A 21356-nucleotide genomic window follows, 5' to 3' on the forward strand; every position below is an offset into this window, starting at 1 on the left:
TATTCCCGCTCAAACGAACTCGAAACATGAAAATGCACTTAGAATCAAAAGACTATTTATTCTGAAAATTTATCTATTTATTAGAAAAATAGTAGATGAAATACGGCTTTACGCATTGAAATCAAGAATATTACGACGTCTTAAGGGTTTAAGCGTTCGCGAAAAATATCTATCATGAATATTATTCAATGTCAATATAGAAAATCATCTCCATCAAAAAACTCCTCTCATGCGGTCATGAGAGGAGAGACAGACGTTTATTTTTCGATTTTTGGTACTTTTACGATGTAATAGACCATACTTAAGATCAAGAAAGCGACTCCGATTAAGATCGAGACGCGTGTCTCATCGTTGAACAACATCCCGACGAGCACTGTCACCAGCGCAACGATCGACAGATAGTTCGTCACCGGCGCACCGGGCATCTTGAACGGATGTGAGGCTGTCCGTTCACTTTCAAGTTTACGATACCGAATATGACTGATTAAAATCGCAAACCACGGCACCATCCCTGGTAGTACCGAAGCACTGTAGACATAAACGAAGATGTTCGTATCCTTCCCGAGAACGAGTGGCAAGGTGATATCGAGAATGACACCGAAGAAAATCCCGATTGAAATCGCGAAGACCGTGTAGAATGGAATGCCGCGTTTGTTGACCTTTAAGAAGAAGGACGGCACTTGTCCTTTTTCAGCCAATGCATAGATCATCCGGCTTGCGCTGAAGATCCCGGAGTTACAACCGGATAAAGCGGCTGTGATGACGACGAAGTTGATGATACCGGCAGCAATCGTGACACCAACCTTGGCGAATGTCGCAACGAACGGACTGCCGAGATCCGACAACTCATTCCATGGATACACCGTAACGATGATGAAGATGGATCCGACGTAGAAAATCAAAATTCGCCAGACGACACCATTGATTGCCTTCGTAATGTTCTTCTCTGGATCTTTCGTTTCTCCAGCTGTCACGCCGATCAACTCAACACCGATGTAAGAGGCGAAGACGATCGAGAGCGCAAAGAAGAAGCCGGTGAAACCATTCGTGAAGAATCCACCGTTCGCCCAAAGATTCGAGAAGCCGACCGGGTTTCCGTCATTCCCTAGACCAAAGAAGATGATGCCGAATCCGGCGACGATCATCAGAAGAATCGTTATTACCTTGATTGAGGCGAACCAGAACTCGAGTTCACCGAACATCTTGACGGAAGCGAGGTTCGCGAGCGTCAAGAGAATGATGACGACGACGCCTGGAATCCAAGTCGGTAGTTCCGGCCACCAAAAGCGTAAGTATGTCCCGACAGCGATGACTTCACTCATCCCGACGACGACCCAGTTGAAGATATTACTGCTTGCTGTCAAGAAACCAGCTGCTGGATGGATATAGTCGTTTGCGAACTTTGCGTACGAACCACTGTGAGGATGGGTGTAGACCATCTCACCAAGTGCCCGCATGATGAAAAAGATAAAGACTCCTGCTAGCATGTACGCGAGTAAGACGGATGGTCCCGTCCAAGCAATCGTACTCGATGCTCCAAGGAAAAGACCGACCCCGATCGTTCCTCCGAGTGCAATCATTTGTACCTGTCGTGCTGTTAAATCTCGTTTCAAATTCGAACTCATCATTTCCCCCAAAAAAATTCTGTGACGTCATAATGTTCAGACAATTTGTCCGAATAACTATAACGCTGAGTATACTATCCTCAGATAGAACTCGCTAGTCTTTTTGAAAATTTGGGTTAGAGGTTTTCAAAAGTAAAAAGATTATGAAACAACTGTGTAATGGCTTTCATTTGCCTGCTAAGAGAGAGACAAGTCGCTGACCGAGTCTCCCGAAATATAGGTGTTCCGAGGTCGCTAGTACGATCAAGTCATTACGCATTGTAAGGTCACCTGACAGGGTATTTCCCTGTTCTGTCATGAATCGAATCGAACGAACACTTTCAAAGAGCGTACCTTTCCGTTCGAGTAAATGTGCTTCATCAGAATTTGCGGCAAGCAGAAAATCGTCGTACCGAGCGAACTGAGAAAAGGCGATCGTAGGTGCCTCACAGACGAGATCTTCCTCTTGATCGATACGAATGAAACAGTAATCAGAGTAGTAGAAGAACCAGATTTCTTTTGATGAACAGACGTTTAAGGCGTAACAATCATCAATCGGGTATTGACGGTTTTTATATTTTACTTCGCCCGTATCGTCAAAAGCGACGAGACCAAAGGCACCATTTGAACTGGTTACGGCGTCAGCATAGACACCTTCGTCAAAATAACTGACCCAAATCCACCCTCGTTCATCGATTTGCATGTTTTGAATCCCATCATCTAAACAAAATTGATTGACTAGATTTCCCTGAACATCATAAATAAAGGCATTCGGCAACCACGTTCCGTCTACGTCATCATCGCAACGGGAAGCGACGAGTAACAAACGTCCATCCGGAAATCGATCGACGAGCGAAAAATCAATTTCGCTTTTTTTAACGATCGTCGTCTTACGCCAATCATCCTTCAATTGATGAATGGAAAGGACGTGTTCATTGCGTGCTTCGTCGAGGGTTTCTTCGACGATTAAAATATGTCCGTCGACGGTGATCCCGGTCGCGACAGGATGACCCGCCCGATAGGATGCAGTCAAACGACGTAACGGAAAATGAGCAAGTGGGGATGTGAGCATGGCAGGACCTCCTGTTTGTTTAAAAAAACAGTCCGTCGTCAGACAGACTGCTAGTTGTTCAAACCGTTCGTTGACGGCGTTTGTAGATGACATAGAAGATGATCAAGACGACGGCAGCGATTAGGACACCGTTCGTGTACGGTGCAGCCACTTCCTTGATCGAGCGCCAGTTCGTTCCGAGCGTTTCACCAAGATACAGGAACAAGATCGACCACGGAATGATCGCAAGCACCGTATAAAGAGAAAACTTCGTTTGATCCATCTTGGCAAGACCTGCCGGAATCGAGATGGCATGACGGACGACCGGAATGAAACGGGCTCCAAAGATGACGCCTTGTCCGTACTTTAAGAACCAACGCTCGGCTAGATCGAGATGATGTTCTGAAATCAAAACATACTTCCCGTATTTCAGGATAAGGGGACGACCGCCGTAGCGAGCGAACCAATATAAGAATAATTGCGAGAATAATCCACCGATGACGGCAGCGACGATAGCAAGCGGCCAGCCGATCGTTCCTTGGGAAATCATGAATCCACCGTAAGAGAGGACGATTTCACTCGGTATGATTTCAATCATCAACCCGAGGGCGATGCCGAAATATCCGAGATCGGCAAGCGAAAGCAAAATCTGGTTGACGACTTGAGATAACACGTTAGACAACTCCTTTGTATCAGTTCATTCCTTTATTTTAGAGAACCGAGGACGAAATGAAAAGGAAAAAAACGGAGACGATTCAAAAGACGGATTCGCGATGACAGCGAATCCGTCTTGTTTTTATAATACGACCGCAGCGATCGTACCGAAGATGAGTAATGGAATATTGTAGTGCAGGAACGTCGGAATGACCGTTTCTCGCATGTGATCATGCTGACCATCAGCATTCAAACCACTCGTTGGTCCGAGTGTCGAGTCAGACGCCGGGCTACCCGCGTCACCGAGAGCACCGGATGTACCGATGATGGCAATCGTCGCTTCTAAGCTGAATCCGTACTGGATACATAGTGGAACGAAGATGGCAGCGATGATTGGAACGGTTGAGAAACTCGAGCCGATACCCATCGTGACGAGAAGGCCAATCAAGAGCATGACGAAGGCGGCAACGAGTTGCGAATCGCCCATCAACGCTTTCGAGTTCTCGACGAGAGGCTCGATATCGCCCGTCTTACGCAAGACGTTTGAGAATCCGTTCGCTGAGATCATGACGAAACCGATGAATGACATCATGCGCATACCGCGTGTAATGACGTCATCGGCTTCACTGAAGCGAACAAGACGAAGCAACAAGAAGAGAATCAACCCCGTCGTCGCAGCGAGAATCATTGATCCGGTCTGTAGTTGTACGATTAATGTCGCAATGACGACGACTCCACTTAAGACAAGCTTCGTTTTCGTGATGACTGGAATTTCATAATCGTCTGGAGCGATGTCGCGAATCTCATACGTCCGCTCTTTCCGATACGTGTACAAACCAATCAAGAGACCAACGACCATTCCGAGTGCTGGAATCGCCATTGCTTCGATGACGGAAGCTCCAGCAGTATCGAGACCATTTGCCTTCAGGTTTTTCAGCAAGATTTGATTGAGGTAAATGTCTCCGAATCCAACCGGTAAGAACATGTATGGTGTCACAAGACCGAACGTCATGATGATCGCTACCCGGCGTCGATCGATCTTAAGCTGAGAAAAGAGACCAAGAAGCGGCGGAATGATGATCGGAATGAAGGCGATGTGAATTGGTAAAGCATTTTGTGAACTGATCGCGAGCAAGAGAATTGCGAACAAGATGAATCCTTTTAATTTTTTGACCGATGAGGCACTTGCATTACCTCGTGAACGTGCAATCAAGGCGTGCGCGAGTGCGTCCGGTAATCCCGTTTTTGAGAGAGCAACGGCAAACGCACCAAGCATCGCGTAACTCAGGGCGATTTCTGCCCCGTCGCCAAGACCATCTGAAAAAGCTTTCGTCGTTTCAGTTAAATCAAGACCACCGACGAGACCGCCGGCAAACGCACTGATGACCATCGCGAGCACGATGTGGACGCGGAAGATCGCTAAAATAAATAGTAAAAAGACGGCAAACAATACGGCGTTTATCATTCAGTAAAACCACACTTTCTTTTGTTATCACTGTACTATACTAAAGTATCTTACAGCCATGTTGGAATGCTGTCAAGAGTAAAAGTCTGACCTCGTAATCAAAAGATGAATGATACGCTTTTAGCTCTCCACAAGAAGTTACATTCTGTTATACCCTGAAGCTTGAAGTGAGAAGCGTGTTGATCACTGAAAATGACTCATACGAAAAAACGTGCCATTCTTCTCCGGTAAGAGAAAATGGCACGTTATCTTTAGTTTAAAGCGGAGTAAATCATCCAATTCTATTTGCGTTTCTTCTATAGAGAGTGATCAACAATCGACGACGTCAAGTTTACCAGTCCCTGGATCGATGACGAGTCCGTGGACGTTCGTCCCAGGTGGTAGTAATGGGTGGTTCTTCACGAGGCTGACCGAGTGAGCGACGCTTTCTTGAACTGACGTGAAACCACGCAACCATTGATTCAAATCAACACCAGATACTTCGAGTGTGTGAAGAATCTGTTGGTCGATGCCCCGATCCTTCATCTCGTTGATCATGTGGTTAGGATCAATCGTGCTCATGCCACAGTCGTGGTGACCGATGACGACGACCTCTTCAGCGCCAAGGGCATACAACGCGACGAGAATCGAGCGCATGACGGAACCGAATGGGTGCGATAGGATAGCACCGGCATTTTTGATGATCTTCGCATCCCCGTTCTTAAGACCAAGTGCGTGCGGGAGGAGCTCCGTCAAGCGGGCATCCATACACGTCAGGATGACGACCTTTTTGTCTGGGAACTTGTCCGAGACGAACTGCTCATACTGTTTTTCGGCGACGAATCGCTCGTTGAAGGCTAGCATTTCCTGTACAACTGACATTCAAGTGTCCTCCTTTAGTGGTAGCTCTTAATATGTACCCCATATCAGAATACAAGATGATGAAACGGCTATCAAGTCACGAAAATGCAAGGTGTGACAAATCGCACACATCCATGTACATGAAGCAAAACGATAAAAAAGAAGAACTCACAACAGTTGTAAACGCTATCAAAGGTGTGATGGAATTCACAGGATGGTCATGCACAAAACAGGAAAAAGGGGTTATGATTAATTTGTGAAGGAAAGCACAAACTATTGAAAAACAGCTTGGCATTCCTGACATAATGGTTGGCAAATCAAACTCAGATTCGTTCCACGACAGGGAGGAAACCACTCATGGCTGTGAAAGAAAAAACAAAATCGACGGCAACGCCGGTCGAACAAGCAGTTGGACAAATCGTTGAAAAAGGGCAACGTGCATTACAAGAATTACTGACATTCGATCAAGAAAAAATCGACATGATCGTCCGGGATATGGCACTTGCTGGACTTGAACGGCACGTCGAACTCGCTCGTCTCGCAGCAGAAGAGACGGGACGCGGTGTCTTTGAAGATAAGATGATTAAAAATATGTTTGCGACAGAATACATCTACAACAGTCTACGTCATGAAAAAACAGTCGGGATTTTAGAAGAGGATGTCCAAAACGGCATCACCTATATCGCTGAACCGGTCGGTGTCGTCTGTGGTGTCACACCGGTCACGAACCCGACATCAACGACGATGTTCAAAGCATTGATTGCAATCAAGACACGTAACCCGATCGTCTTCGCGTTCCATCCATCGGCACAACGTTGTTCCGTGGAAGCGGCGAAAACACTTCGCGACGCAGCAATCAAAGCGGGAGCACCAAAAGACTGTATTCAGTGGGTCGAAGAACCATCACTTGAAGCAACGAAAGTCTTGATGAACCATGAAAACATCGCCATGGTCCTTGCGACAGGTGGAGCAGGAATGGTCAAATCAGCGTATTCAACAGGTAAACCGGCACTCGGTGTTGGACCAGGGAACGTTCCGTGTTACATCGAACAGTCAGCAAAAGTCAAACGGGCAGTCAGCGATCTCGTTCTCTCAAAAACGTTTGATAACGGGATGATTTGTGCGTCGGAACAAGCCGTCATCGTCGACCAAGAGATTTATGCGACGGTTCGTGCGGAAATGGAAGCACTCGGTTGTTACTTCTGTACACCGGAAGAAAAACAACGCCTCGAATCACTCGTCATCAAAACCGATACGTGTGCCGTCAACGCGGACATCGTCGGGAAACCTGCGACTTGGATCGCAGAAAAAGCTGGCATCGATGTTCCGGAAACAACAGTCATGCTCGTCGCAGAACTCGAGCACGTCGGAGTGGCAGAACCATTGTCTCATGAAAAACTCAGTCCCGTCCTCGGTGCGTACCGCGTCGCATCAACTGAAGAAGCGTTCACGATTGCCGAACAGATGCTTGAAATCGGTGGTCTCGGTCATACAGCTGTCATTCATACGACGAACGATGACTTGATGACAGCGTTCGGACTCCGCATGAAAGCCTGCCGGATCCTCGTCAATAGCCCATCTGCTCATGGCGGAATCGGTGATTTGTACAACGAGTTGACACCATCTCTGACACTCGGTTGCGGATCATACGGGAAAAACTCTGTATCTGAAAACGTGACAGCGAAACACTTACTCAACGTCAAAAAGGTGGCGAGACGACGCGTGAACATGCAATGGTTCAAGGTCCCTGAAAAAATCTACTTCGAAAAGAACTCCGTTCAGTACTTGCGGTCAATGACTGACGTCTCACGTGTCATGATTGTCACTGATCCAACGATGGTACAGTTCGGGTATGCCGATAAAGTAATTCAAAACTTACCACAGTCCGTCAGTTACCGGATCTTCGACCAAGTCGAACCAGATCCATCGGTGACGACTGTTCAGACAGGTGCTCAAGCGATGCGTGATTTCAAGCCTGACTTGATTATCGCCCTCGGTGGTGGTTCAGCGATGGATGCTGCAAAAGGAATGTGGCTCTTCTACGAACAACCGAACGAAACGTTCTCGAACTTACGTCAAAAATTCCTCGATATTCGCAAACGGGCGTATCAATTCCCGACACTTGGTCGTCAAGCGAAGTTCGTCGCGATTCCGACGACTTCTGGTACAGGTTCAGAAGTGACACCGTTCACCGTCATCACGGATAAAGAGAAAAACGTCAAATACCCGATTGCTGACTATGCATTGACACCAGACGTCGCAATCGTTGATCCAGAATTCGTCATGACCGTCCCGGCTTCGATCACTGCTGATACCGGAATGGATGTCTTGACGCATGCGACAGAAGCATACGTCTCGGTGCTTGCGAACGACTACACGGATGGACTAGCACTCAAAGCAATCAAGATGATCTTCGACTACTTGCCACGAGCATATGCTAACGGATCAGACGCCGAAGCACGCGAAAAAGTGCACAATGCGTCAACGATGGCAGGGATGGCATTCGCGAACGCCTTCCTCGGCATCAACCACTCGATTGCACACAAAATCGGTGGCGAATTCCACACACCACACGGACGGACGAACGCGATCCTGATGCCACACGTCATTCGCTATAACGCGTCACGTCCAACGAAACTAGCAGCATTCCCGAAATACGAATCATTCGTCGCGGATGAGCGGTATGCCGACATCGCACGCTACCTCGGTCTTCCGGCAGCAACGACGGAACAAGGGGTCGAATCCCTTATCCAAGCCGTTGCTGATCTTGGACAACGTCTCAACATCAAAATGTCATTCAAGGCGCAAGGCATTCAAAAAGCAGACTTCGAGGCAAAACTCGATAAGATGGCAGTCGATGCCTTCGAGGATCAATGTACGACGGCGAATCCGAAGATGCCGCTTGTCGCTGAGTTACGGACGATCATGGAACAAGCATACGAAGGCATCTAATAGAGAAAAAATACCATGGCACCTGATCGTTCAACCGGCTTCTCACTGTGAGAAGCCGGTTTTTATTTTGGAAATCAGTGGAGACAGTCAGAGAAAAGGTGGGATATAATGGCTGTTGAATGAATTTGATGTTTTTGGTTTCGCTGTAGCAGGAATATTCAAACATCAGACATAAAAAGGAGGAAATGGGATGGAGTCAAGGCAAGAAAGGAAACAACGACGGTTTTCCGTCTGGGATGTCCTGTTTGGCGTCCTTATCGGTCTCATCTTTTTCGGTGTCATCTATGGTGTGATGGCATTTTTGACTTCACAAATCACTTCATCCTCAGACTATCAGGATCTCGTGACGCAGATGCAACAGGCGGATGTCTCCTGGAAAGATGCAGACATCACGGTGTCATTGATGCTACTGTTCGTCGGTGGGCTGTCGATCACGATGCCGAGTGCGGTCCGGGAAGGGATTATCAATCAGGTACTCGACGCGAGTTCTGCCGGTGATGTCTTATCGTTGTTTGGGATTGACTTAAAGCAAGTTCTTGCACCACTTACGTTCGATGTCTCTTACGGCACGTTACTTTATTCTGTCTTTGGCATCGGTTTAATCGTCCTGTTATTTTTAGTATTAAGGATTAAGGCAAGTCGTCTTGGGTGGACGATTCGATCGGTTAGTTTCTTCTTAACCGTCGGGATCATCTGGTTCGTCCTTGCCGGACGCGGAAACGACGTGCCATTCCTCTCGTTACAAGACGGCTATGCGATGAGTGGCATCTTACCGCTTCTCGTCGTCAGTTTGCTTGGTTGGATGGCGTTCTTCCCGCAAAAGTTATCCGGTCTGACAGCTGCTGGACGTGCCAGCTTACTGATTTTGATGCTCGCAAGTACGCTTCAACTCGTCTTTACGGTACAGGACGAAGCGGAATATGACGGCGATTCTTCACTACGGACGGCATTGAGCGTCGCGAGTCTGAACGCCGGAAGTGGCGGGATGTACGACTGGATCCACGGCGGTCAAGTCGTGTATCAAGCAGACGTCCTTGGAGCGAATGCGGAAATCCCCGTCTCGATGTTGAACGGGGAGACCTCAAAGGATCAGCTCAATGACTCAATCCAAAAAGTCGTCGATGGGATCGACACGGACCGGGTGACAGAACAATTGTTGACGTTACTCGGTGGAGAACGTCCGGATTTGTCAGCAACACAATTGAAGCTCGATCCTGTTGATTACGGCGTCGCGCGGCAGACGATCCAAGTGATTGATGCGGAATCGGCAGGAGCGACGCCACCGAATGTCTCCAGTGAGAGTGCGTATTGGGTGTTGTTGCTCGTAACGTTTGCGATCTACTTCGTCTGTAGTATCCGAAGCTTCAAATCGATCATCGATCCGTTCGTCTTTGCGATCGCGATCGGTGTCATCAGCTTCATCGTCAGTCAAGCTTCGTACGTTCAGTTCGCAATGAAATGGCGCAGTGACGTCTTATTCGAGTTCGCTCAACAGACGGCAGGCTGGACAGTACTATACGCCGCAGGGCTTGCGTTACTTGGCGGAATTCTTGGTTATGTCGTCCGACGGAAGCCAGACAAAGCGGTTTAAGGAACGTGGAGTGATGAAGCTCCTCCACTAGGAGATGTACCATGAATGGGGACGACGAACGTTGCTGTCATTGCCGCTTTCCACATGCGGGAGGTAATCCGCGGTATCGTTTCGTCTATCGAGTTTCACCTGACCCTGACGCAAGCGAAAAACATGCTTTCTTTCCCTGTAGGAGTCGAGAATGAACAGTTACGTTCTACATCAAGCATAAACGATACGTTTTCAGGTTCATGTCCTGAAAACGTATCGTTTTTTTACGTGGTTCATCTCATTTTCACCACCCCCTTTTTTTACCATTCAAACTTGGTTTGTAAAGGTAAAATCAACAATGTTAAGCCAGTATTTGGAATTAGTTAAGTAGGTTAAATAAGACGGATGTCCGACCTATTTGAAAGGACTATTAGCTATAATCGAACCATGCTAAATTAATGAAGCAGTCAAAACATCCTGGGGGGAAAATCCATATGAAAAAAGCAACGAAACTCGTCATCGCGTCGACATTGATCGCACCGATGCTCGTACCAGTCGTTCAAGTCAAGACACTTGCTGCCGACAACAGTGTCGTCAAGTTACGCTTCTTAGAAACAACGGATTTACATACGAACTCAATGAACTACGATTACTTCAAGGATGCGCAGGACGAAACGATTGGTCTCGTCAAAGCCGCTACGGTCATTAAACAGCAACAAACTGAAGTGGGCGCAACGAACAGTTTCTTATTCGATAACGGGGATACACTTCAAGGAACGCCATTCGGTGATTACGTGAAGAACCAGTACGACAAAGGAAACAAAGGCAAACATCCGATGTACGAATTGATGGAATACCTCGGTTATGATGCGGTCACGCTCGGAAACCATGAATTCAACTTCGGTCTTGATTTCCTCAAGTCAGCGATGAGTGCTTCGAGCGGTTCAATCAAGTTCGTCAACTCGAACGTATTGGATGCCGTCACGAAAAAGCCAATCGTCGCGGACTACAACAAAGATGGAAAAGACTATCAAATCATCGAACGTCAAGTCAAGGACCAGAATGGTGACATGAAAACAGTTAAGGTTGGTGTGTTCGGAGTCGTCACGCCACAAATCATGGTTTGGGATTCATCGAAACTTACTGGAAAAGTAACGGCTGAAGATATCATCCCGACTGCTAAAGTAACAGCGAAGAAATTAAAAGACGCAGGCGCAGATGTCGTCGTTGCACTCGCACATACAGGGATCGGGGATACGACGGATCAAAAAGATGGTGATGAGAACGTCGGCTACGCGTTGACGAAAGTTGCAGACATCGATGTCTTGATGACAGGTCATCAGCACGGGAAGTTCCCAGCAGCCGATTCAGCGTTCAACAAACTACCGAATGTTGATAAAGAAAAAGGCTTAATCAATGGGAAACCAGTCGTCATGGCAAACACGCAGGGGAAAAACGTCGGTGTCATTGATCTTCAGTTGAAGGAAGTCGACGGGAAATGGGTCGTTGATACGTCTGGCGCTAAACTAGCGGACGTGACGAAAGATACGACAGCAGATGCAGATGCAGTCAAGTTGATCGAAAAGGCGCATGAAGGAACACTTGCTTACATTCGTCAAGAAGTCGGTACGATCAATGATGATATCCAAAGTTTCTTCGCCCTCGCACAAGACGATGATTCAGTTCAGTTCGTAACGAACGCTCAGAAATGGTATGTCGAGAAGCAACTAAAAGAAAATGCCGATCTCGCGAAATACAAAGATCTTCCTTTACTATCGGCAGCAGCACCTTTTAAAACGGGTGGACGAAATCAAGTAAATGCAAATGATTATACATTAATTAAAAAGGGACCGATCGCATTAAAAAATGTTGCCGATCTCTATGTTTATCCAAACACACTACAAGTAGTGAAAATTACTGGAGCAGACGTGAAAAACTGGCTTGAAATGTCTGCCGGTCAATTCAATCAAGTTGGTGCTGAGCAGACGAACTTGTTGAACAAAGACTTCCGCAGCTACAACTTCGATATTCTCGACGGCTTGACATATGAAATCGATATCACGCAACCGGCGAAATTTGACTATAACGGCGCTGAAATAAATAAAGATGCTAACCGTGTCCAAAACATCAAGTATCAAGGAAAAGCGATCGCAGACGATCAAGAATTTCTCGTTGCTACAAATGATTATCGTGCAGGAAGTGCGACATTCCCGGGTGTCGGCGCTGGTAAGAACATCGTCTACAAATCGGCTTACGAAACACGGAACGTCATTTCGGACTTCATCAAAGCGAAACAACCGGTTGATTATAAAGCCGATGACAACTGGTCACTCGTCGCAAGCAAACCGACGACGGTCAGCTTTGATTCAGCGGCTGCAGCTGCACCGTACGTCAAGCGGTATGAAGGCATCACGAACACAGGTGAAACACGTCCAGGTGAGACAGGTACGTTCCTTAAATTCAATATGAACGTTCCGATGAAAGACTTCACGGTCTCGGCGAAAGCAGTTAAACCAGGTGCAAAAGTCGTTACTGGTCAAGCCGTTTCAGGTGCGAAAGTCACAGTCAAACTCGGGGAAAAAGTCCTTGGAACAGCAACAGCAAACGAAGCGGGTCAATACGAAGTCGTGACACGTCCGCTCAAATTGCGTGACAAGTTGACGATCGTCTCTGAACTCAGCTTCATGAAGACAGAAACGAACGTCACAGTCGGAACAGGTGTCGTTGCGACACCAGCGATCGATAAAAAGTCAGCAGTCTACGGTTCAACGGTCCTCTGCGGTAAAGCAACGGAAGGTCTTGACGTGACGCTCTATAAAGGATCAACGAAGATCGCGAAAGCGAAAACGACGGCAAGCGGCTTCAAGATTGCGGTCAAGAACGGTCTAACGACAGGTACGTACACGGTCAAGTCGACAGACATCTCGAACAAGATCACGAAAAAGGCGTCGTTCACGATCAAGAACACGTATCCGGTCAAAAAATGGTCAGGCAAAAAGACGTTGACAGGTAAAGTCGAAAAAAGACAAATCGTCCGCCTCTACCAAAAAACAGAAGCTGGTTATCAATTGATCGCTCAAGACGTGGCGGATCAGCACGGGAACTATGTCTTGAAGATGCGTAAGGCATTGACGAACGGCTCGTACAAACTCAACATCTATACAGCGAAAGATCATCTCGATCAGTCACGCTACTTCATCACGAAGTAATATCTCACACGGATGTCTGCATATGCAGGCATCCGTTTCTATTTGGCTAGATATGTGCGTTGTGAGAGTAGAAATCGTTTAATGCGTTCGTAGATGGTTGCTTGCTCGACTGTTAATTGATTCGTCGCGTGCGACATGTAGAGTCGTGACGTAATGGTAAACACATCGTCTGTGATGAAGGGAAGTCCCATCTCGCGACAGACGGAGACGGGAACGAAGCTGAAATACCGTTGCTGGCGTAAGGCGAGTTGCAGTGAGACGTCATCAATATAGTGCGAGGTATCGGCATAGATGTTTAGTTCCGCCATCTTCAATTGGATGAAGCGGTTGTAGTCCTTATTGTGGGAGGGAAACAAAAAGGCAGTTTCCGTTGCATCCGCATAGAGAGCCGTAATCGCTTCTTTCTCTGAATAGGAAGCAGGATAGGTGATGACGATATCTTCCTCCACGATCGGTTCGCTCGTAATGAGCGGGTGCTTGAGTTCCATAAAGCTGATCGAGAAATGGAATTCTTGATGGAGCAGGCCACTTAAAATGTCGCGATTCGAGAGGATGTCCGAGTTGAACAAAGGCGCAGTCTGCGGCAAGAGAAATTCCCGTAGGATTAATTGGATGAAGCGACCGTGCGAACTGGCAAGGCTGAGTGGTGTTTCGGTAGAGGCATCATTTCGCGCCATGCGTTCCTGGACCCGTGTCAGCTCGTGTTCGATTTTTTCGACCGACTGCAGTAGAAGTCGTCCATTGTCGGTCAAGCTGATTGTTCTGCCTTTTCGATGAAATAACGTCGTGTTCAATTCACGCTCCAGTTTTTTGATCGTCGTACTAAGGGCAGGCTGACTGATGAATAATCGTTCGGCAGCACGCGTCACGTTCAATTCCTCCGCGACGTGACGAAAATAATTCAAATGTAAGAGTTCCATGATATCCTCCTGACATAACCTATAGGTTATTAAAATATATAAATATATATATTTCTGTTTATGATGAAACCAGTATATCGTAAATACCAGAGGTGATAGAAATGAAAATCGGAATTTACGGAGCAGGATCACTAGGAACCATCATGGGAGCTTATTTAAGTAAACAGTATGAGGATGTCGATTTGATTGATACGAATCGCGCACATATCGAAGCGCTGAACACAACAGGCGCGCATGTCATTGGACCAGATTTGACGCAAGCCGTCCATGCGATGCATCCGGATGACATCACGGAGATGTACGATATCGTATTGTTGCTAACGAAGCAGGTCTACAATGAACCGGTCCTAGCGAAAGTCCGGACGATCTTGAAGGAAGACGGTATTCTCGTCTCCTTGCAAAACGGTGTACCGGAAGAATTCATTCAACAACAGATTCCACGCGAACGTATCATCGCGGGATCCGTCGAGTTCGGAGCGACATACGTCGGACCAGGTGAGTCACGTCTGACATCGGATTACGAGCACTTTAAGACGTATGCGATGCAAATCGGTGAACTGGATGGCAAGAAAACGGACCGAATCGTCCAACTGAAGGGCATCCTTGATCACATCGGTGGGACGGAGATCTCTGATAATCTACCGGGAACGAAATGGTCAAAACTCGTCATCAATAGTACGTTCAGTGGATTATCCGCTGCGTGTAACGGTACGTATGGCGACGTTCTCGATCATCCGGTCTTGTTACGGGCAGCGATTCATACGATGCAGGAAGTCGTTGAAGTCGGTCACGTCCACGGCATCACATTCGCGCGGATGAGTACGTTTGAGCCGGCAGCTTACGCAACACTAGACGATATCGATGAAAAACTGAGCACCGTACCACGATTGATGCACGGGTCGCGTGACTTAGAAGCGAGTATGTTGCAGGACTTACAAAAAGGGCAACCGACCGAAATTCGTTTCATTAATGGGATCGTCACGATGTATGGCAACACATACGATATCAAAACACCATTCAACTCACTCATTCAAGAAATCGTCGAAGAAGCGCAAGCAGCGAAGACGGTTCCAGATTTTGAAACAAGTGTCGCACGCTTTGCCGCATTGTTAAACGCATGAAGGAGGGATTCAGATGAGACAGGAAGATGTAAAAAATATCGTCGCGACGCCGATCAATGCACCGGTCTTTCCGGCGGTCGATATCTTCTTTCGAAATCGGGAATACTTGAACATCATCTATGAGACGGACATCGAAGCGTTACAAGCAGTCGTTCCGGAACCGCTCGAGGTGCTGAGTAATCAGATCAAGTTTGAGATCATCAATATGCCGGATAGCACAGGTCTTGGGAGTTATCTCGAGTGCGGGCAAGTCATTCCGGTTCGGTATCAAGAAGAGGTCGGTGAGTTTTATCTCTCGATGTATGTCAACAATCAGCCGGCGATCGCTTCTGGTCGTGAAGTGGCTGCGTTTCCGAAGAAGTATGGTTCACCCCGGCTTTATCTCGACAATGATGTACTCGTTGGAACGCTTGACTATCATTCACTTCGTGTCGCCCAAGCGACGATGGGATACAAGTATGTTCCGATGGCGGTCGAAGAGGCACAATCGATTGTCGGTGCGCCGCAGTTCATGCTCAAACAGCATCGCGGTTATCAAGGCGAGTTGATCATCTCCGAACTGACGCGGAGTCAAATCACGGATCTTGAGATTAAAGAAGCATACCGTGGACCGGCGCGACTTCAGTTATTCGAACATGTCATGGCACCACTCGCTGACTTCCCTGTTCGGAAGATCGTCGATGCCCAGCATATCATCGCTGATCTTCGACTTGGTGGACCTGCGAAACTGTATGATTATTTAACGGATTAACGACTCTCTAACATCAACGACCTCCAAAATGGATGGTCGTTTTGTTTTACCCCAAAAACTGGCATACTGAATTGAGAGGGGGAAACGACCATGCGACAAGTCATTGTGTTACCGTATCAATCAGAATGGGCGAGTGAATACTCACGAGAAGCGGATCAGTTACGAGAGGTGTTCGGAGCACGTCTTAAGCAGATCCATCATATGGGAAGTACATCAGTTCCGGGACTCGCTGCAAAACTGATCATCGATATCTTACCCGTCGTCGATACACTAGAGGGAATTGAGCAGTTCGACGGACGGATGGAAGCGCTCGGTTACGAAGCGAAGGGTGAATTCGGGATGCCGGGGCGTCGGTACTATCGAAAAGGTGGAGACGAACGGACGCATCACATCCATCTCTATGCGGCAGGAAATCCAGAAATCATGCGTCATCTCGTCTTTCGGGATTACTTACGTACCCATCCAGAAGAAGCCGCTGCTTACGGAGCATTAAAGGAACAATTAGCAACGACATATCCGCTTGATATCGAAGCCTATATCGCCGGCAAGGATGCGTTCGTCAAGGAACTCGAACACCGCGCAATCGCTTGGGGGAATGCACATGACTGACTGGGAACATGACCTCATCCGCCATGTCGGCGTTGGTGTGAAGACGTCGAAAGCGTTGTTTGAGAAGATCGAGGCGCAGGACTGGGACGCGCGACCAATCCACGGGAAACGGACCGTCGGTGAAGTCGCTGTCCATCTCGCTGTGTTACTTGAAGCCGATTTGATGATCGCAGAAGGGGCGACGGCTGAAGCAATGGAGGCGTTTTATGCGGAACCGGTCCCACGCGATCAGTTACATGATCGAATCAATCGTGCGTTTTCTATCTATCAGAAGAAAGTCACGACTGGATTTACGACGCGTCCGACGTACTGGGGCGTTACCGACTCGATGAACGGCTGGGCAATCGAAGCAGCCGTGCATCTCTATCATCATCGATCCCAGTTATTTGATTACTTGAACATCCTTGGATACGAGCTAGAGATCTCGTTATTTGAATGAATGGAAGTAGGGGTAGTATATGGAATATATTGTTGAAACATCAGCCGGTCGTTTTGATACCCGGCTGACAGGAAGTGGGAACGTCACCTTCGTCCTTGATCACGGGATGATGTCGAATCGACATCAATGGGGCTGGCTACGAACTGAATTATTGAAGCGAGGGCGGGTCTTTGAATATTCACGTCTCGGGTATGGTCGGTCGAGTCGTGGCAAAAACAAACGACTCTTTACGCATCAAGCAGATGAGCTCGCGGACGTCTTACGGATGCTTCGTGTCGAAGGACCGTATGTCTTCATCGGACACTCGCTCGGCGCCTATATCTCTCTCGCAAGTGGACGATTGTTTGCAGACGAGACACGCGGCATCGTTTTGCTTGATCCGTCGCATCCCGATGTCGATGCAGCATTACCGAACTGGTACGAACGAACACAAGAGGAGTGGAATCGATTCCTCTATTTCCTTAGTCACGTCCGACCGATCGCCTGGATGATTCCTGATCGTCTCGGCAAAAAGATGTTCAGTGTCTTACCGGAAGCCGATCAATTACCGATGTGGCGGCATTTTGCGGCACCTGGACATTGGCGGGGAACACTCGACGAATGGCAAACGGTCGAGGAGAATAATCAGATGATTCTATCGTTGCTTGAAGACGTGACACAGCCGGTTCTCGTCCTGTCTGCTTCGAACTGGGTAGGGGGCATGCCGGAAAGTTGGTTGAATCCGGCATTGACCGAACAAATCAATACGGCTCACGCTGCGTTCGCCGATAGTTTACCGAACGGGATGTATCACGTGATTGCGGACACGAATCATTACACGATTGCCGGGTTTTCACACGAGGCGGCAGAGCGAATCACGGATTTGATCGGGGTGACATGGGATTTACCGATTCAAAGTCAGTAGTAAGGTTACGTTTTTCGTTTCGCTCGAATCGTTTTTCTGGGACAAGCATCGCGCCGCTTCACTTTGTTGCAGGGTCGCTCCTGCTTGTATTTCCCTAAGAAGCGATTCCGAGCGAAAAAACGTTTTTTCTTGTACTTCGGAATATCTGACGGAGCTGACTCTAAAGCGAGTATCTACAAAGAATGACGCGTCACATGCCACTCCTACAGGAAAAAGCGCATTATGCGCTGTCAGAGACAAACAAGACCCGCTTTCCTGCTTAAATGAAGCAGGAAAACTGGCTTGTGTCTCGCCTGAGGAAACGGCGTGAGAAGATGCGTCATTTTTTTGGAGTCAGCCCCGTCTACTCCCTGAGTCGACACTTATCGGCTTTTTTTAGGGAACAAAATAAATCGAAATCATTACGATTGACGCCAGGTAAAAAGTCGGTTACTCTATAAAACGTAACAATTACGTTTTAGGAGATGAATGATGATGCAACCGATATCGATCACCGTTTTATCTGGATATCTTGGATCCGGTAAAACGACACTATTGAACCATTTACTACATAATCGCGAAGGGCGCCGCCTCGCGATCATCGTCAACGACATGAGTGAGGTCAACATTGACGCGGCATTGATTGAGCAAGGCGGATTCTCGCGGACGGAAGAGTCGTTCGTCACACTTTCGAACGGGTGCATTTGCTGCACGTTACGTGACGATTTATTACTTGAAGTCAAACGCCTCGTCGACCAAGGCGATATTGACGGTATCGTCATCGAATCGAGTGGTATCTCGGAACCGATTCCGGTTGCCCAGACCTTCACGTACGAAGATCCGGACAGTGCCATCGACTTATCACAAGTCACGAAAATCAATGCGATGGTCACGGTCATCGATGGGTACCGTTTCCTGAAGGACTTCGAGTCTGGTGAATCGTTGATTGAGCGGAAACAGGCCGTCGATGAGACAGACGTGCGTGAAGTCGTCGATCTACTCGTCGATCAAGTCGAGTTCGCGGACATCATCGTCTTGAATAAAGTCGATCGTCTGACACCGGAAGAACGCCATACCGTCATCGGCTATCTAAAGGCATTAAATCCAGTTGCCCGCTTGATTGAGACGACATATGGTCAAGTCGATCCGGCAGACATCTTAGACGTTGATCTATTTGATTTTGAACAAGCGGCAGCGAGTGCCGGTTGGATCCGTGAGTTGAATGCGGAAGAACATATTCCGGAAACGGAAGAGTACGGGATCAGTTCGTTCGTCTACAAGCGCGACGTGCCGTTCCATCCGGAGCGCTTGCTAGCCTTGATTGAAGACTGGCCGCAAGAAGTCGTCCGGGGCAAAGGCTTCTTGTTCCTTGCGACACGTCCTGAGATGGCATTGCTGTTCCATCAGGCAGGATATGCGTCAAACATGGAATACGCTGGTCGTTTTGCATCAGATGAGGATCGACGGACCGAACTCGTCTTGATCGGTATCGGACTGGAGCAAGAGAAGCTCGAAGCGCTATTCGATGCGTGTCTCGTCCGAGCAGACGAAACGGACTGGGCGTCATTGAATGATCCAATTCCTGGTCGCGAGATGTACGAAGAAACATTTTTATAAGAGGTCAATCTTTTGAGAAACCGTATCTGCGGTTTCTCTTTTTTTGTTATATTTTCATAGTGAATGGGGAAAGAATACTAGTGAAGGTATGTTAATTGAAGGAGGAAAATCTGTGCGCAACCGGATTTTACAATTCGCACTCGTATTTTTAGTCGCCGGTGGCATCATTTGGGGACTATATCAACTCGGCTATTTATTTTACGTCTTAACGATTTCAGCGACGGTCGTGCCGCTCGCCGTCATCATGATCATTTTCATCGAGAACCGGACCGCAGAATCAACGATCGCTTGGTTTCTCGTTCTAATTTTCTTACCGATTCTCGGAGTCATCATCTGGTTGATGTTCGGTCGGAATCCACGGCGTCGACGCCGGAATCGTCGTTCGCATGATGAACGGAAATTGCTCAAGCAAGCGATTCGTCCAGTTCGGTCGCTTGCTGTCAGTGAGTTACCACCGAATCACTTGAAGCTTGCGAACACGATTCGTAACTTCGGAGGTGGCGGGGTGGACGTTCATACAGCAAGTGACATCCTGACGAACGGGGAAGAGACGTTCCCGGCGATTCTTGACGCGATTCGTCAAGCACAGCATCACGTCCACATCCAGTACTACATCTATCGGAATGATGAGACAGGTAAAGCAATCCGAGAAGCATTGATTGAGCGACTCGAAGCCGGTGTGACGGTTCGATTCATGTATGACGGACTCGGAAGCTATATGCTCGGTGAAAACTTCTTGCGTCCGCTACGCGACGCGGGAGCACATATCGCAGCCTATGATCCAATCTCGAGCCCATTATTCATCTTCACGGCGAACTTCCGCAATCACCGGAAAATCGTCGTCGTTGATGGTAAGGTCGGTTTCACCGGTGGTTTGAACGTCGGGGATGAATACGACGGCAAGAGTAAGAAATTCGGCTTTTGGCGCGATACGCATCTGCGACTCGAAGGACGTGCCGTCAAGGAGTTACAAGCGACGTTCCTCGACGACTGGATCTATGCTCAAATCGAATCGGACGACACATGGGAGACGTTTGCAGGGGATGAGTCAATCCACCAATACTTCCCGAAACATGACGTGGCGTCCGACGGGGCGATTCAAATCGTCACGAGCGGACCGACGTCAAAGGATCCCGCGATTCGCAATGCCTTGATTGCCGCGATCATCGCGGCGCAACGTTCGATCTGGATTGCGACACCGTACTTGATTCCGGACAATGAGACGATGACGTTACTCCGACTCGCAGCACGTGCCGGACTCGACGTCCGCATCCTGACACCGGGAAAAGGCGATAGTTTTACGTCTTATTACGGCACCCGCTCCTACTTCGGACCACTCTTGAAGGATGGCGTCAAGATTTATACGTATAACCGTCACTTCATCCATGCCAAACTGTTTCTCGTCGACGGGAAAATCGGTGCCGTCGGAACGGCAAACATGGATATTCGCAGTTTTGTCCTCAACTATGAACTGATGGCGTTCTTGTACGACACAGAAAGTACGGAACAGCTCGAGCGTGACTTCATCGCTGATTTCGATGTCTCGATTCAGTTATCATCGAACGATTACGTCAAACGTCCGCTTCGTTTCCGCATTTTTGAGTCGCTCTCGCGTTTGATTTCACCACTATTATGACGCAACGTCCCGCATCGATTTTCAGGTGCGGGACGTTTTTTTGG

At 48.0% G+C, this 21356-nt stretch carries 17 protein-coding genes; 11 read left to right on the plus strand and 6 right to left on the minus strand.

The features are described 5' to 3' along the window. Positions 1-257: 257 nt before the first annotated feature. The 5 genes from N179_RS02820 to N179_RS02840 form a co-directional block, all read right to left on the minus strand. Positions 258-1628, minus strand: coding sequence for an amino acid permease (locus N179_RS02820; RefSeq protein ID WP_075642130.1), 1371 nt, complete (start codon positions 1626-1628; stop codon positions 258-260). 163 nt (positions 1629-1791) lie between these two features. Then, positions 1792-2676 carry a hypothetical protein gene (locus N179_RS02825; RefSeq protein ID WP_075642131.1) on the minus strand — a complete coding sequence of 295 codons (885 nt, stop codon included), beginning with the start codon at positions 2674-2676 and terminating at the stop codon, positions 1792-1794. Between the two features lie 58 nt (positions 2677-2734). Beyond that, complete coding sequence (gene uptA, locus N179_RS02830; RefSeq protein WP_023467894.1) at positions 2735-3328, minus strand: undecaprenyl phosphate transporter UptA; 594 nt, start codon at positions 3326-3328, stop codon at positions 2735-2737. A 123-nt stretch (positions 3329-3451) separates the two neighbouring features. Beyond that, positions 3452-4771 (minus strand): Na+/H+ antiporter family protein, encoded by a 1320-nt coding sequence (locus tag N179_RS02835; protein ID WP_075642629.1) that lies wholly within the window; start codon positions 4769-4771, stop codon positions 3452-3454. Positions 4772-5083: 312 nt separating this feature from the next. Continuing rightward, entirely contained in the window at positions 5084-5635 is a 552-nt protein-coding gene (locus tag N179_RS02840; protein WP_035397969.1) for a beta-class carbonic anhydrase, read from the minus strand. A gap of 336 nt (positions 5636-5971) precedes the next feature. Here N179_RS02840 and adhE point away from each other — a divergent pair, with 336 nt between their 5' ends. The 4 genes from adhE (at position 5972) to N179_RS02865 (ending at position 13336) form a co-directional block, all read left to right on the plus strand. Further along, the gene (adhE, locus tag N179_RS02850) at positions 5972-8566 is read left to right on the plus strand and encodes a bifunctional acetaldehyde-CoA/alcohol dehydrogenase (RefSeq protein WP_075642133.1); all 2595 of its coding nucleotides are present in this window, start codon (positions 5972-5974) and stop codon (positions 8564-8566) included. A 190-nt stretch (positions 8567-8756) separates the two neighbouring features. Beyond that, positions 8757-10157 (plus strand): hypothetical protein, encoded by a 1401-nt coding sequence (locus N179_RS02855; RefSeq protein WP_075642134.1) that lies wholly within the window; start codon positions 8757-8759, stop codon positions 10155-10157. 45 nt (positions 10158-10202) lie between these two features. After that, positions 10203-10514, plus strand: a complete 312-nt coding sequence (locus N179_RS02860) for a hypothetical protein (protein ID WP_075642135.1) — start codon at positions 10203-10205, stop codon at positions 10512-10514. 107 nt (positions 10515-10621) lie between these two features. Further along, positions 10622-13336 (plus strand): bifunctional 2',3'-cyclic-nucleotide 2'-phosphodiesterase/3'-nucleotidase, encoded by a 2715-nt coding sequence (locus tag N179_RS02865; protein ID WP_075642136.1) that lies wholly within the window; start codon positions 10622-10624, stop codon positions 13334-13336. A 38-nt stretch (positions 13337-13374) separates the two neighbouring features. Here N179_RS02865 and N179_RS02870 read toward each other — a convergent pair whose 3' ends face one another. Then, a complete protein-coding gene (locus N179_RS02870; RefSeq protein ID WP_075642137.1) occupies positions 13375-14256 on the minus strand; it encodes a LysR family transcriptional regulator in 882 nt (293 codons plus the stop codon). A gap of 101 nt (positions 14257-14357) precedes the next feature. Between N179_RS02870 and N179_RS02875 the strand changes: the two genes are divergently transcribed. The 7 genes from N179_RS02875 (at position 14358) to N179_RS02905 (ending at position 21312) form a co-directional block, all read left to right on the plus strand. Next, complete coding sequence (locus N179_RS02875; protein WP_075642138.1) at positions 14358-15377, plus strand: ketopantoate reductase family protein; 1020 nt, start codon at positions 14358-14360, stop codon at positions 15375-15377. 13 nt (positions 15378-15390) lie between these two features. Continuing rightward, a complete protein-coding gene (locus N179_RS02880) occupies positions 15391-16128 on the plus strand; it encodes an acetoacetate decarboxylase (protein ID WP_023467903.1) in 738 nt (245 codons plus the stop codon). Between the two features lie 90 nt (positions 16129-16218). Beyond that, positions 16219-16737 carry a GrpB family protein gene (locus N179_RS02885; protein ID WP_075642139.1) on the plus strand — a complete coding sequence of 173 codons (519 nt, stop codon included), beginning with the start codon at positions 16219-16221 and terminating at the stop codon, positions 16735-16737. Further along, positions 16730-17176: a DinB family protein gene (locus tag N179_RS02890; protein ID WP_075642140.1), complete on the plus strand. Its 447-nt coding sequence runs from the start codon at positions 16730-16732 to the stop codon at positions 17174-17176. Before N179_RS02885 ends, N179_RS02890 begins: the two co-directional genes overlap by 8 nt. A gap of 19 nt (positions 17177-17195) precedes the next feature. Beyond that, positions 17196-18080, plus strand: a complete 885-nt coding sequence (locus N179_RS02895) for an alpha/beta fold hydrolase (protein WP_075642141.1) — start codon at positions 17196-17198, stop codon at positions 18078-18080. 474 nt (positions 18081-18554) lie between these two features. After that, positions 18555-19676 carry a GTP-binding protein gene (locus tag N179_RS02900; RefSeq protein WP_075642630.1) on the plus strand — a complete coding sequence of 374 codons (1122 nt, stop codon included), beginning with the start codon at positions 18555-18557 and terminating at the stop codon, positions 19674-19676. A gap of 112 nt (positions 19677-19788) precedes the next feature. Beyond that, entirely contained in the window at positions 19789-21312 is a 1524-nt protein-coding gene (locus N179_RS02905; RefSeq protein WP_050677052.1) for a cardiolipin synthase, read from the plus strand. The last annotated feature ends 44 nt before the right edge of the window (positions 21313-21356 follow it).

The organism is Exiguobacterium indicum HHS 31 (genome assembly GCF_001939065.1).
Lineage (GTDB): Bacteria > Bacillota > Bacilli > Exiguobacteriales > Exiguobacteriaceae > Exiguobacterium_A > Exiguobacterium_A indicum.

Bases quoted from the DNA above. Each gene is read 5' to 3' on its own strand.
- N179_RS02890 (WP_075642140.1), top strand. From the start codon at position 16,730: ATGACTGACTGGGAACATGACCTCATCCGCCATGTCGGCGTTGGTGTG.
- adhE (WP_075642133.1), top strand. From the start codon at position 5,972: ATGGCTGTGAAAGAAAAAACAAAATCGACGGCAACGCCGGTCGAACAA.
- N179_RS02855 (WP_075642134.1), top strand. From the start codon at position 8,757: ATGGAGTCAAGGCAAGAAAGGAAACAACGACGGTTTTCCGTCTGGGAT.
- N179_RS02860 (WP_075642135.1), top strand. From the start codon at position 10,203: ATGGGGACGACGAACGTTGCTGTCATTGCCGCTTTCCACATGCGGGAG.
- N179_RS02870 (WP_075642137.1), bottom strand. From the start codon at position 14,256: ATGGAACTCTTACATTTGAATTATTTTCGTCACGTCGCGGAGGAATTG.
- N179_RS02885 (WP_075642139.1), top strand. From the start codon at position 16,219: ATGCGACAAGTCATTGTGTTACCGTATCAATCAGAATGGGCGAGTGAA.
- N179_RS02880 (WP_023467903.1), top strand. From the start codon at position 15,391: ATGAGACAGGAAGATGTAAAAAATATCGTCGCGACGCCGATCAATGCA.
- N179_RS02840 (WP_035397969.1), bottom strand. From the start codon at position 5,635: ATGTCAGTTGTACAGGAAATGCTAGCCTTCAACGAGCGATTCGTCGCC.
- N179_RS02900 (WP_075642630.1), top strand. From the start codon at position 18,555: ATGCAACCGATATCGATCACCGTTTTATCTGGATATCTTGGATCCGGT.
- N179_RS02865 (WP_075642136.1), top strand. From the start codon at position 10,622: ATGAAAAAAGCAACGAAACTCGTCATCGCGTCGACATTGATCGCACCG.
- N179_RS02825 (WP_075642131.1), bottom strand. From the start codon at position 2,676: ATGCTCACATCCCCACTTGCTCATTTTCCGTTACGTCGTTTGACTGCA.
- N179_RS02895 (WP_075642141.1), top strand. From the start codon at position 17,196: ATGGAATATATTGTTGAAACATCAGCCGGTCGTTTTGATACCCGGCTG.
- N179_RS02820 (WP_075642130.1), bottom strand. From the start codon at position 1,628: ATGATGAGTTCGAATTTGAAACGAGATTTAACAGCACGACAGGTACAA.
- N179_RS02875 (WP_075642138.1), top strand. From the start codon at position 14,358: ATGAAAATCGGAATTTACGGAGCAGGATCACTAGGAACCATCATGGGA.